Origin of the sequence: Pseudomonas sp. S5F11, assembly GCF_019641515.1 — a bacterium.
Lineage (GTDB): Bacteria > Pseudomonadota > Gammaproteobacteria > Pseudomonadales > Pseudomonadaceae > Aquipseudomonas > Aquipseudomonas rhodesiae.
The window spans coordinates 3036366-3049575 of sequence record NZ_JAIFJZ010000001.1; the positions used below are offsets into that span (position 1 = coordinate 3036366).

General features: G+C 61.6%; 8 protein-coding genes. 5 read left to right on the forward strand and 3 right to left on the reverse strand.

Annotation, left to right across the window (positions count from 1 at the left end; translation table 11 throughout):
* Nucleotides 1–15 precede the first annotated feature (15 nt).
* The 4 genes from aceE (at nucleotide 16) to msrA (ending at nucleotide 8053) form a co-directional block, all read left to right on the forward strand.
* The gene (aceE, locus tag K1567_RS13780) at nucleotides 16–2661 is read left to right on the forward strand and encodes a pyruvate dehydrogenase (acetyl-transferring), homodimeric type (RefSeq protein WP_003187985.1); all 2646 of its coding nucleotides are present in this window, start codon (nucleotides 16–18) and stop codon (nucleotides 2659–2661) included.
* An 11-nt stretch (nucleotides 2662–2672) separates the two neighbouring features.
* A complete protein-coding gene (aceF, locus tag K1567_RS13785; protein ID WP_099313048.1) occupies nucleotides 2673–4322 on the forward strand; it encodes a dihydrolipoyllysine-residue acetyltransferase in 1650 nt (549 codons plus the stop codon).
* A 314-nt stretch (nucleotides 4323–4636) separates the two neighbouring features.
* Nucleotides 4637–7333 carry a bifunctional diguanylate cyclase/phosphodiesterase gene (locus K1567_RS13790; protein WP_220698573.1) on the forward strand — a complete coding sequence of 899 codons (2697 nt, stop codon included), beginning with the start codon at nucleotides 4637–4639 and terminating at the stop codon, nucleotides 7331–7333.
* A 72-nt stretch (nucleotides 7334–7405) separates the two neighbouring features.
* The gene (gene msrA / locus K1567_RS13795) at nucleotides 7406–8053 is read left to right on the forward strand and encodes a peptide-methionine (S)-S-oxide reductase MsrA (protein WP_034095550.1); all 648 of its coding nucleotides are present in this window, start codon (nucleotides 7406–7408) and stop codon (nucleotides 8051–8053) included.
* 69 nt (nucleotides 8054–8122) lie between these two features.
* On the opposite strand, the gene K1567_RS13800 is transcribed toward msrA, so the two are convergent.
* On the reverse strand, nucleotides 8123–8959 hold the full coding sequence (locus K1567_RS13800) for a 23S rRNA (adenine(2030)-N(6))-methyltransferase RlmJ (RefSeq protein ID WP_034111472.1): 837 nt from the start codon (nucleotides 8957–8959) through the stop codon (nucleotides 8123–8125).
* A gap of 175 nt (nucleotides 8960–9134) precedes the next feature.
* Here K1567_RS13800 and K1567_RS13805 point away from each other — a divergent pair, with 175 nt between their 5' ends.
* Nucleotides 9135–10412 carry an O-acetylhomoserine aminocarboxypropyltransferase/cysteine synthase family protein gene (locus tag K1567_RS13805; RefSeq protein ID WP_034095548.1) on the forward strand — a complete coding sequence of 426 codons (1278 nt, stop codon included), beginning with the start codon at nucleotides 9135–9137 and terminating at the stop codon, nucleotides 10410–10412.
* Here K1567_RS13805 and K1567_RS13810 read toward each other — a convergent pair.
* Entirely contained in the window at nucleotides 10398–11123 is a 726-nt protein-coding gene (locus K1567_RS13810) for a DUF4123 domain-containing protein (protein ID WP_220698574.1), read from the reverse strand. The genes K1567_RS13805 and K1567_RS13810 overlap by 15 nt on opposite strands.
* Nucleotides 11124–11156: 33 nt before the next feature.
* On the reverse strand, nucleotides 11157–13163 hold the full coding sequence (locus tag K1567_RS13815; RefSeq protein ID WP_220698575.1) for a type VI secretion system tip protein VgrG: 2007 nt from the start codon (nucleotides 13161–13163) through the stop codon (nucleotides 11157–11159).
* Between the last annotated feature and the right edge of the window lie 47 nt (nucleotides 13164–13210).

A 13210-nucleotide genomic window follows, 5' to 3' on the forward strand; every position in this document is an offset into this window, starting at 1 on the left:
GCCCTGGAGCAAGCCATGCAAGACCTCGATCCCGTCGAAACCCAGGAATGGCTGGACGCCCTGGAATCGGTTCTCGACAAAGAAGGCGAAGACCGTGCTCACTACCTGATGACCCGTATGGGCGAACTCGCGACCCGCAGCGGCTCGCAACTGCCTTACGCCATCACCACGCCATACCGCAACACCATCCCCGTTACCCACGAAGCACGCATGCCTGGCGACCTGTTCATGGAACGCCGCATTCGCTCGCTGGTACGTTGGAACGCCATGGCGATGGTAATGCGCACGAATTTGAAAGATTCGGACCTGGGCGGTCACATCTCCAGCTTCGCTTCCAGCGCAACCCTGTATGACATCGGCTTCAACTACTTCTTCCAGGCCCCGACCGACGAACACGGCGGCGACCTGATCTACTTCCAGGGCCACACCTCCCCAGGCGTTTACGCCCGTGCGTTCATGGAAGGCCGCATCAGCGAAGAGCAAATGAACAACTTCCGCCAGGAAGTCGACGGTCAGGGCCTGTCGTCCTACCCGCACCCTTGGCTGATGCCGGACTTCTGGCAGTTCCCGACCGTATCCATGGGTCTGGGCCCGATCCAGGCGATCTACCAGGCGCGCTTCATGAAGTACCTGGAAGCCCGCGGTTTCATCCCTGAAGGCAAGCAGAAGGTCTGGTGTTTCCTGGGCGACGGCGAGTGTGACGAGCCGGAATCCCTGGGCGCCATCTCCCTGGCCGGCCGCGAAAAACTGGACAACCTGATCTTCGTCATCAACTGCAACCTGCAGCGCCTCGATGGCCCGGTTCGCGGCAACGGCAAAATCATCCAGGAACTCGAAGGCGTGTTCCGCGGTGCGCAGTGGAACGTGACCAAAGTCATCTGGGGCCGTTTCTGGGACCCACTGCTGGCCAAGGACGTCGACGGCATCCTGCAACGTCGCATGGACGAAGTCATCGACGGCGAGTACCAGAACTACAAAGCCAAAGACGGCGCGTTCGTGCGTGAACACTTCTTCAACACGCCTGAACTCAAGGCGATGGTTGCCGACCTGTCCGACGACGAGATTTGGAAGCTCAACCGTGGCGGCCACGACCCGTACAAGGTCTATGCGGCGTACCACGAAGCGGTCAACCACAAAGAACAACCGACCGTCATCCTGGCCAAGACCATCAAAGGTTATGGCACCGGTGCCGGCGAAGCGAAAAACACCGCGCACAACACCAAGAAAGTCGATGTCGACAGCCTGAAGTTGTTCCGCGACCGCTTCGACATCCCGGTCAAGGATGAAGAACTGGAGAACCTGCCGTTCTTCAAGCCGGAGCCGAACAGCGCCGAAGCCCGTTACCTGAGCGAGCGCCGCTCCGCACTGGGCGGTTTCGTGCCACAGCGCCGCGCCAACAGCTTCAGCGTACCGACGCCTGACCTCAGCACCCTCAAGGCCATCCTTGACGGCTCGGGCGACCGTGAAATCTCCACCACCATGGCCTTCGTGCGGATTCTCGCGCAGCTGGTCAAGGACAAGGACATCGGCCCGCGCATCGTCCCGATCATCCCGGACGAAGCCCGTACCTTCGGTATGGAAGGCATGTTCCGTCAGTTGGGCATCTACTCCTCCGTCGGCCAACTCTACGAGCCAGTCGATAAAGACCAGGTGATGTTCTACAAGGAAGACAAGAAGGGCCAGATCCTCGAAGAAGGCATCAACGAAGCGGGCGCCATGAGCTCCTTCATTGCGGCCGGTACTTCGTACTCCAGCCATAACCAGCCGATGCTGCCGTTCTACATCTTCTACTCGATGTTCGGCTTCCAGCGTATTGGCGACCTGGCCTGGGCAGCGGGCGACAGCCGTACCCGTGGCTTCCTGATCGGCGGCACCGCCGGCCGTACCACGCTCAACGGCGAAGGCCTGCAACACGAAGACGGTCACAGCCACATCCTGGCTGCCACCATCCCGAACTGCCGCACCTTTGATCCAACCTACGGCTACGAGCTGGCGGTGATCATCCAGGACGGCATGAAGAAGATGACCGAAGAGCAGCAGGACGTTTTCTACTACATCACCGTGATGAACGAGTCCTACCAGCAGCCAGCCATGCCGGCCGGTGTCGAGGAAGGCATCATCAAGGGCATGTACCTGCTCGAAGAAGACACCAAGGAAGCGGCGCACCACGTCCAACTGATGGGCTCCGGCACCATCCTGCGCGAAGTGCGTGAAGCGGCGAAGATCCTGCGTGACGAATTCAACGTCGGCGCCGACGTGTGGAGCGTTACCAGCTTCAACGAACTGCGTCGCGACGGCCTGGCCGTAGAGCGCAGCAACCGCCTGCATCCGGGTCAGAAACCAGCGAAGAGCTACGTCGAAGAATGCCTGGCCGGCCGCAAGGGCCCGGTCATCGCCTCTACCGACTACATGAAGCTGTTTGCCGAACAAATTCGCCAGTGGGTCCCGTCCAAGGAATTCAAAGTCCTGGGCACCGACGGTTTCGGCCGCAGTGACAGCCGTAAGAAGCTGCGTCACTTCTTCGAAGTCGACCGTCACTTCGTGGTGTTGGCAGCCCTGGAAGCCTTGGCTGACCGTGGTGAGATCGAACCCAAGGTGGTGGCTGACGCCATCGTCAAGTTCGGGATCAACCCGGAAAAACGCAACCCACTGGACTGCTGAGGAGACTTTTTGTGAGCGAACTCATTCGCGTACCTGACATCGGCAGCGGTGAAGGTGAAGTAATCGAGCTGTTTGTGAAGGTCGGCGACACCGTCGAAGCCGACCAGAGCATCCTGACCCTTGAATCGGACAAGGCGAGCATGGAAATTCCTGCTCCCAAGGCCGGTGTGGTCAAGAGCCTGAAGGTCAAGCTGGGCGACCGCCTGAAAGAAGGCGACGAACTGCTGGAGCTGGAAATCGAAGGTGCCGCCGATGCGGCGCCTGCGGCGGCCCCTGCTGCCGCTGCCGCACCCGCGCCGGCCGAAAAGCCTGCCGCCGCCGAGGCCCCAGCAGCACCGGCCCCGGCCGCTGCACCGGCTGCCGCCAGCGTTCAGGACATTCACGTTCCGGACATCGGCTCGTCGGGCAAAGCCAAGATCATCGAGCTGCTGGTCAAGGTCGGCGACACCGTCGAAGCCGATCAGTCGCTGATCACCCTGGAGTCCGACAAAGCCTCCATGGAGATCCCATCGCCGGCTGCCGGCGTGGTAGAAAGCATCGCGGTCAAACTGGAAGACGAAGTCGGCACCGGTGACTTCATCCTCAAGCTCAAAGTACAAGGCGCCGCGCCTGCCGCTGCTGCAGCACCGGCCGCCGCTCCGGCTGCCAAAGCTGACGCCGCGCCGGCTCCGGCTGCTGCACCCGCACCGGCTGCCAAAGCCGAGGCCGCCCCAGCCCCAGCCGCCGCGCCTGCGCCAAGTGGTGCCAAGGTTCACGCCGGCCCGGCCGTGCGTCAGTTGGCCCGTGAATTCGGCGTTGAACTGAGTGCCGTCGCGGCCACCGGCCCTCACGGTCGCGTGCTGAAGGAAGACGTGCAGGCTTACGTCAAAGCCATGATGCAAAAGGCCAAGGAAGCGCCAGCTGCCGGCGGCGCGACCGGTGGTTCGGGCATCCCGCCGATCCGTACCGTGGACTTCAGCCGCTTCGGCGAAACCGAAGAAGTGCCGATGACCCGCCTGATGCAAATCGGTGCGGCAGGTCTGCACGCCAGCTGGCTGAACATCCCACACGTCACTCAGTTCGACCAGGCCGACATCACCGACCTGGAAGCATTCCGCGTTGCGCAGAAAGCCGTGGCCGAAAAGGCTGGCGTCAAGCTGACCGTACTGCCGTTGCTGCTCAAGGCCTGTGCACACTTGCTCAAGGAGCTGCCGGACTTCAACAGTTCGTTGGCACCAAGCGGCAAGGCGATCATTCGCAAGAAGTACGTGCACATCGGCTTTGCCGTCGACACGCCTGATGGCCTGCTGGTGCCGGTCATCAAGAACGTCGACCAAAAGAGCCTGCTGCAACTGGCTGCCGAAGCGGCTGCCCTGGCCGCCAAGGCCCGCGACAAGAAGCTCACCCCGGACGATATGCAGGGCGCCTGCTTCACCATCTCCAGCCTCGGGCACATTGGCGGTACTGGCTTCACGCCAATCGTCAACGCGCCGGAAGTGGCGATCCTGGGTGTATCCAAGGCCACTATCCAGCCGGTCTGGGACGGTAAAGCGTTCCAGCCGAAGCTGATGCTGCCATTGTCGCTGTCCTACGATCACCGTGTGATCAACGGCGCCGCCGCTGCACGTTTCACGCAGCGCCTGAGCCAATTGCTGAACGACATCCGCACCATTCTGCTGTAAGCCGCAACGGGCCTTCTTTTACTCGGAAGGCCCGTTTGCATCGATTTCCGAGCGCCACGCTCGTACCTCAACCCCGCCACTTGGCGGGGCTTTTTTTGCGCGTCCAACGGCAAAAATTGGACAGAGAGAACAGGTTTGTACACCTTCTGTCAGCACGACTGTAGAAATCCCCCACGCGGCCGATAACACCCATATAGCACTTAGCCTTCATCCTCTCTTGTCAGCCCGCGCCGCATGATGCAACCTTGCCGCAAGCGACAGAAAAGAGGGCGTGAGCCCGGCGCCGTGCGCGTTATTTCAAGTGAGTTTCCCCCATGAAAAGCCAACCCGATGTCGCCCGTACGGCGGCCGAGGTAGTCACGCAATTACCGGTGCCTTCGCGCCTCGGTATGCTGCGTTTCGAGCGGCTTAATGAGGCAAGCTGGGCCCTGCTGTACCTCGACCCCAACTGCGAGCGCCAATTCGGTCTGCCGGCGGTCGAATTGTGTGCCCTGATCGGCACCCCCTACGCCAGCCTGATGGAGCCCCAGGCCCGCTATCAATTGCACGACAACATCCAGCAGCAGTTGACCCTGAGCCCCCACTATCTGGTGCGCTACACCCTGCACACCAACGACGGCCCTCTAAGCCTGCTGGAAATGGGCGAAGCCTACAAACAACACAATCGTCACTTGTTGCGCGGCTACCTGATGGTGGTCGACGGTCTGTTCAGTGAAGTGCCTTCGCCGCTGCCCTCCTCGGATGACCTGGAGAGCCAGAACAGCCGCCTGCAGATCGCCCTGGAACTCAACCAGCGGGCCCAGCAGGAACAATTGCAGCACCTGGAACGGGTGCGCGCCCAGCAGGAGCTGATCCTGCTGCTGGCCCGCCAACGCTACACCGCCAACAATTCGCTGCAGGAAGCCGCCGAGCTGATCACCCGCAGCGCCTGCGAAATCTATCAGCTCGACTGCGCCAGTATCTGGAACCTTGAAGGCCAGCGCCTGGTGCCGATTTCGGCCTATCACCGCGCCGACCAGCAGCACCATTTGCCCGACCCTATCGACGCCAGTTGCTTCCCGGATTATCTGGAAGCCTTGCACACCAGCCGCGCCATCGATGCCACCAACGCCATGCGCGACCCGCGCACCCGTGAAATGGCCGAAAACCTGCGCGCCAAAGATATACACGCCATGCTCGACGCCAGTATCCGCGTCGATGGCCAGGTGGTCGGCGTACTGTGCCTCGAACAGGGCGGCAGTTCCCGCGCCTGGCAGGCCGACGAAATCGCGTTTGCCGGCGAGCTGGCAGACCAGTTTGCACAAGTGATCAACAACCATAACCGCCGTACCGCCACCAGCGCCCTGCACCTGTTCCAGCGCGCGGTGGAGCAAAGCGCCAACGCCTTCCTGCTGGTCAATTGCGACGGCGTAGTGGAGTACGTCAACCCCAGCTTCACCGCGATCACCCAATACAGCGCCGAAGAAGTCCACGGCCACCGCCTGGCGCAGTTACCGGCCCTGGAGAACCTCAGCGAATTGTTGTTCGACGCGCCGTCGAGCCTGGCCAAGAGCAACAGCTGGCAGGGCGAGTTCAAGAGCCGCCGCAAGAACCTGGAGCCCTACTGGGGGCAGTTGTCGATCTCCAAGGTATATGGCGACAACCGTGAGCTGACGCACTACATCGGCATCTACGAAGACATCACCCAGACCAAGCTGGCCCAGCAGCGCATCGAGCGTCTGGCGTACACCGACAACCTGACCAACCTGGGCAACCGCCCGGCGTTCATCCGCAACCTCGACGAACGCTTCGCCCGCGACAGCGACAGCCCGATCAGCCTGCTGCTGGTGGATATCGACAATTTCAAGCGCATCAATGACAGCCTCGGTCACCAGACCGGCGACAAGTTGCTGATCAGCCTGGCCCGGCGCCTGCGCAACAGCTTGACCAGCCGCGGCAGCCTGGCGCGTTTTGCCAGTAACGAGTTCGCGGTGCTGCTGGATGAAACCGATCTGGAGGCCGGTCAACAAGTGGCCAGCCAGTTACTGGCGACCCTCGACAAACCGATGTTCGTCGACAACCAGTTGATCAGCGTTACCGGCTCCGTGGGCCTGGCCTGCGCGCCGCTGCATGGCCGCGACCCGCAGACCCTTATGCGTAACGCCGGCTTGGCACTGCATAAGGCCAAAGCCAACGGCAAACATCAGGTGCAGGTGTTCACCGAGGCCCTCAATGCCGAAGCCAGTTACAAACTGTTCGTCGAAAACAACCTGCGCCGCGCCCTAACGCAGAACGAGCTGGACGTGTTCTATCAGCCAAAGCTGTGCCTGCGCAGCGGTCGCTTACTGGGCATGGAGGCGTTACTGCGCTGGAACCATCCGGAAAAGGGCATGATCCGCCCGGACCAGTTCATCAGCGTGGCCGAAGAGACCGGCCTGATCATCCCCATCGGCAAATGGATCGCCCGCCAGGCCTGCCGCATGAGCAAGCAACTGAGCGCTGCCGGCCTGGGCGACTTACAGGTGGCGATCAATCTGTCGCCCAAGCAGTTCTCCGACCCGGATCTGGTAGCCTCGATCGCCACGATCCTCAAGGAAGAAGAGTTGCCGGCCAACCTGTTGGAGCTGGAACTGACCGAAGGCCTGCTGCTGGAAGCCACCGAAGACACGCGCCTGCAACTGGACCAGTTGAAGAGTCTTGGCCTGACCCTGGCCATGGACGACTTCGGCACTGGTTACTCGTCCCTCAGTTACCTGAAAAAATTCCCCATCGACATCATCAAGATCGATCGCAGCTTTATCCATGAGATCCCGGACAACCAGGACGACATGGAAATTACCTCCGCCGTGATCGCCATGGCGCACAACCTCAAGCTCAAGGTGGTCGCCGAAGGCATCGAGACCGCCGAGCAACTGGCCTTTCTGCGGCGGCACCGCTGCGATGTGGGCCAGGGGTACCTGTTCGATCGGCCGATCCCCGGGGCAGAGCTGCCGGCGATGCTTAAACGCTACCCGCGCGGCCCAATCGCCTGACATCGCTGTAACACTCGGGCACACTGACTGTCTGAATTTTTACCATCACTCAACCTGACGAGAGGACTGATCATGGTCTTGCGCTCGGAAATTCTGGTGAACAAAAACGTGCTGCCTACTCAAGAACAAGCATTGCCTGGTCGTGACACCCCGATGAGCCTGCCAGAGACGCATTTCGTCAATGGCAACCCATTACTGGGCCCATTCCTCGATGACGTAGGCTTTGCGATCTTCGGCCTGGGTTGCTTCTGGGGCGCAGAACGCAAATTCTGGCAGCGCGACGGCGTGGTCAGCACCGTGGTGGGTTATGCCGGCGGCTTCACGCCCAACCCGACCTACGAAGAAGTGTGCTCCGGCCTGACCGGCCACAGCGAAGTAGTGCTGGTGGTCTATGACCAAGCCAAGGTCAAGTACGAAGACCTGCTGAAGATGTTCTGGGAATTGCACAACCCGACCCAGGGCATGCGCCAGGGCAACGACATCGGCAGCCAATACCGTTCGGTGATCTACGCGACCACACCGGAACAACTGGAGGCTGCAAAGGCCAGTGCCGAGGCGTATCAGGCCGAACTGAACAAGGCCGGCCTGGGCCAGATCACCACCGAAATCGACCAGGCGCCGACGGTGTATTTCGCCGAGGCGTATCACCAGCAGTACCTGGCGAAAAACCCGCAGGGCTATTGCGGCATTGGCGGAACAGGCGTGGTTTGCCCGATCTGACGTTCGGAGCGGCAAGCTGCAAGTGGTGTTTTCTGCTCTCACTTGCAGCTTGAAGCTTGCAACTCACAGTTACTCAGCTATAAGCCAATCCATCTGCCACCCGCCCTGGGTCTGACCCAGTTGCTTGGACAGCCACGGCAACAGCTCACGCAGTTCTTCCTCCAAGCCCCATGGCGGGTTGGCAATCGCCAGGCCCGAGCCGGTCAGGGTGTTGGGCGTGTCCAGGGGATGCACCAGCAGTTCCACGCGCAGCAGTTTCGGCGCCCCCGTGCCGGCCAGGTCCTGATAGAAGCGCCGCAACATGCGCTGGTCCTTGACCGGGTACCAGATCGCCGCCACGGTCTGGCGCATGCGGCCGACCGCCTCCTTGAGGGATGCCGCGCAGCGTTGCATCTCGTCGAGCTTTTCGAACGGCGGGTCGATCAGCATCAACGCGCGTTTTTCCGGCACTGGCAGCAACGCTCGCGGCACATGCCAGCCTTCGCCCAAATGCACTTTGACCCGACGGTCGCCCTTCATGTTGTCCTTGAGCAACACACCGTCTTCGGGGTGTTTTTCATTGAGCAACACACGGTCCTGCGGGCGCGTGAGGCGTCGGGCCAGCTCCGGCGAACCGGGGTAGTAGCGCAACTGGCCGTCTGGGTTCATCTCGTGCAGCACCCGCATGTAGTCGGCGGTCAGCGGCGGCAGATCGTTCCGGCCCCATAGGCGCGCGATGCCTTCGAGGTATTCGCCGGTACGGTTGGCCTGATCGCCCTGCAGGTCGTACAGGCCGATGCCCGCGTGGGTATCGAGGTAGGCAAACGGCTGCTCCTTGCGCGACATCAGGGCGATGAGGCGGGTCAAGGTCAGGTGTTTGAAGACATCGGCGTGGTTGCCGGCGTGAAAGGCGTGACGATAATTCATGGTTGCTCCTGCGCAGGGGGCGAAGTTTACCTTCTACACGGGCAAAGGTGCAGGGCGGCATGCCGGGCGGTGCTTATGCCCTAAAAGCAGGGAGCGGACTGAAAAAAATCTAAATGTCTCCATGAGCGCGGATTTATTGTGGCGAGCACCCAATCCAAGGAGGTCAATTGCCATCATGAAAGACGCCACCCTCGCCCTGCACCACGGCTTCAAGTCGGACCCGACCACCAAGGCCGTGGCCGTGCCGATCTACCAAAACGTGGCTTTCGAATTCGATAACGCCCAGCACGGGGCCGACCTGTTCAACCTGGATGTGCCCGGCAACATTTACACGCGCATCATGAACCCTACCAATGACGTACTGGAGCAACGTATCGCCGCCCTCGAAGGTGGCATCGCGGGCCTGGCGGTGTCGGCGGGCAGCGCGGCGATTCACTACGCAATCCAGACCCTGACCCGCGCCGGCGACAACATCGTCACCACGCCGCAGCTCTACGGCGGCACCTACACCTTATTCGCCCACCTATTGCCCAGCTTCGGTGTGGACGTGCGGTTCGCCCGGGACGACTCCGCCGAGGCCATTGCCGAGCTGATCGACGACCAGACCAAAGTGGTGTATTGCGAAAGCATCGGCAATCCGGCGGGCAATATTATCGATCTGGAAGCCCTGGCCAAGGTGGCCCACGCCCGAGGCGTGCCGCTGATGGTCGACAATACCGTAGCCACCCCGATCCTGTGCAAACCCATCCAGTTCGGCGCCGATATCGTGGTGCACTCGGTGACCAAGTACATCGGCGGACATGGCAACTCCCTCGGCGGTGTGATCGTCGACAGTGGCACTTTCCCCTGGACCCAGTACCCGGAAAAATTCCCCGGTCTCAACCAGCCCGAGCCGGCTTATCACGGCGTGGTCTACACCGAAAAATTCGGCCCCGCCGCGTTCATCGCCCGCGCGCGTACCGTGCCATTACGCAATACCGGTGCGGCCCTGGCGCCGATGAATGCCTTCCTGTTGCTGCAAGGCTTGGAAACCCTGGCCCTGCGCATGGAACGCCATACCGAGAACGCGCTCAAGGTTGCACAGTTTCTACAGGAGCATGCCGAGGTGGAATGGGTCAGCTACGCGGGCCTGCCAGAACATCCGCACCATGGGCTGGCGCAAAAATACATGCAGGGCAAACCCTCGGCGATCCTGTCTTTCGGCCTGAAGGGTGGCTATGACGCGGGTGTGCGCTTCTACGACGCGCTGCAGATTTTCAAACGTTTGGTGAATATCGGCGACGCCAAATCCCTGGCCTGCCATCCGGCCTCCACCACCCATCGGCAGATGAATGAGCAGGAGCAAGCCAAGGCTGGCGTGAAACCGGAGATGATTCGCCTGTCGGTCGGTATTGAAGCCATTGAAGACCTGATCGACGACTTGCAGCAGGCACTGGCCTCAACTCGCCTCTGAGGCGAGGTAGTCCGTCAGCGCTGCATAGGTCACCGTCGAACCACGAGCGAAGTAAGCGACCTTGTGCTGCAAGGTCGCAGGCGTGAAGGCGGTGTAGAGGTCCGGGCGCTGCTCCTCAAGCCATTGCAGCAGGTTGTCGATCAGGGTTTGCGGCGATTGTTCGGCCAGATGCTCCAGTAACGATGCTGGCACCTGCCACCAGGGGCTGGCCTTGGCGGTAGTAACCGGCCCCGTTGCAACGGCCTGGGGTTGCCCATTGATCAGATAGCGCTGAAACACCGGCAGCACCTGCCCCGCCTCACCGCCCAATTGCCGCAACAGCGGCAAGAACTGCGTGCCGTCCCAAAAGCGCAGGAACACCGGCGGCCCCTCGGGCAGTTTCACTTGGGTCAAGCCTTGCAGATGAGCGAGTACCACGTCCGCCGGGCTGGACGACACCGCCAGCCAACCCCAATCCTCGGCCTGGGTGTTCGCCACCCAATCGAGAAAGGCGCTGCCGGGCTCGACTTGTGCGAGATAAGGCATAACCTGCGTCCAATCCGCATAAGCCGTGCTCGCCCAGATCGAGCGCGGTGGCGCACCCGCCGCCACACCTTGCCAAGCCTCGAACGGCTGGGCATCGCTGGCATTGCCCAGCACCGCGAACAGTTGCTCATGGGGCTGCAGAGGCCACTGTGCGAGCCAAGCACTGGGCGATAGAGGTTGATCCATTGGGGCGAAACTCCTTGGGTTGAAAAACACATATCAATGGGGTTGGTGAGTGACATCACACTGGCCGCTCTTGCAGCGTTCACACTCTTCGCAGAACGGCGCGCTGCGCTTCAAACTGGCGATCTGCACGCGGCTCAGAGGCGCCGGGATCACCGCCAGCACCTTGTCCTGCAGCCCGGGCAACAACGGTGCCGCAGCGGGGGCGGGAGCACCACCGAGCTGGATCGCCACACTGCTGAAGATGCCTGCGGCTGACAGGGTGATCGACTGCCCACCGGCCTGGATCGTGACGCTGGCACCCGCATCGATGACGACGCTTTGGCCGGCGCCGATCTGAATCACCTGCTCCGCGCGGACCCGCTGCGAACCGCCGACCGCCAAGTGGTCGTCCTGCTTGAGTTCGGTCAGGCGATTGCCGTGGGTGATGCGCTGCTCTTCTCCCTGCAGCTCATGGTGCGACTCGCCCCCCACGGTGATCCGACGCCGGTTATCCACCTGCACCTGCTGGTCATGCAGCACATGCTGGGTCCAATCGCGCTGGGCGCGCAGGTAGATCTCTTCGGCGCCCTTGCGATCCTCAATGCGCAGTTCGTTGTAACCGCCACCACCGGGGCTGCTTTGGCTGCGCAGGATGCTGCGGGTCTTGTCCGCTGGCAGGTTCAGGGGCACCGGCGTCGCGGCATTGGCCAGGCAACCGACCACCACGGGCATGTCCATGTCGCCATTCACAAAGCCGACCAACACTTCCATGCCCACCCGGGGGATCAGCACCGCGCCGTAGCGATCATGGGCCCAGCCGCTGGCGACCCGCAGCCAGCAACTGGAATGCTCGTTATGTTCGCCGTGGCGATCCCAGGCCAATTGCACTTTGACACGGCCGTATTCGTCGCAATGGATTTCACTGTCGGCGGGCCCGGTCACCACCGCGTTCTGGTAACCCGTCATCGGTCTGCGCGGCGCCAAGGGCGGGCGGAAAACTACATCCCAGGGCGTCGCGACGAAGTGGTTGGAGTAACCCTGGCGCATGTCCCCACCCGCCACTTCGGTCACCGCCTCTTCGAGTACCTGGGGTTGGCTGCCCTCGTGAGTGACTTGGGTCACGAGCCACAAGTCGTTCCATTCCTGGCGAGGATGCCCGGCCAGCTTGAGGAAGCGTCCACAGGCCAACGCCGGCTCATCCCCGCTGCCCAAGGCGAGGCGATGCTCGCTGCGGTGACGCTCCAGACCGCGCCGTGCCAGGTGCTTACCCTCCACGCGGTCAGTGAAATGGCCGGGGTAACCCTGCTCTTCAAGGCACAGGGTCTGCTGGTCGGACACTGCGCTTTCCAGCGTCAGGCGCGGCTTGCGCCAATCGTAATCGCGCAGGCTCACCGCCGTGGTGCGGGTCTGCAGTTGTACGGTGAAGCGCTTGATGGCCGGAGTGTCCGCTACCATCCCGGAGCCTGCGGCGTAAGGCGTTGCGTGCTCGGCCTGGGCAAACACGCTCTGGTCGTCGCCAAATACCAGTAAATGTCCTTCGGGCGAATGCTGAAAATGATAGTGAATGCCCTGCTCGGCACACAGGCGCTGGATAAATGCCAGGTCGGTCTCGCCGAACTGCACGCAATACTCACGCTCCGGATACGTGCCGCTTAGATGAAATTCGAATCGATCCGCCTGGATGCCTTGCTCTTTGAGCACCTGCGCAACGATCTGCGGCACGCTTTTGTGCTGGAAAATACGCGGATGGCTGCTATGGGCCAGATAAGCCAACTGAGGGACGAGACGAACGCTATAGCGCGTCAGCCGCCGCCCCGAATCGCCCTGCGCCACATGGTCGACCAGGCCATGCACACCGTGGCCCTGATCATCGAAACCCAGATAGGCCTGGCGATGCAGCAAGTTGCCCAGATCCAGGTCCGGCTGTTCGCCGACCAGTTCCAGGTCAAAACGATAGGGTTGGCTGAGTGTTTCCTGACCGTTGAAGCGGTAGACCTTGAGATCGCTGGGCACCCCGTCCAGGGTCAGGGTGAAAGCACTTTGATTGGCAGGCGCGAACATCCGATGTTTCTCTGCGAAGGCTGGGGGGCCGATTCTGCACCAGTGCC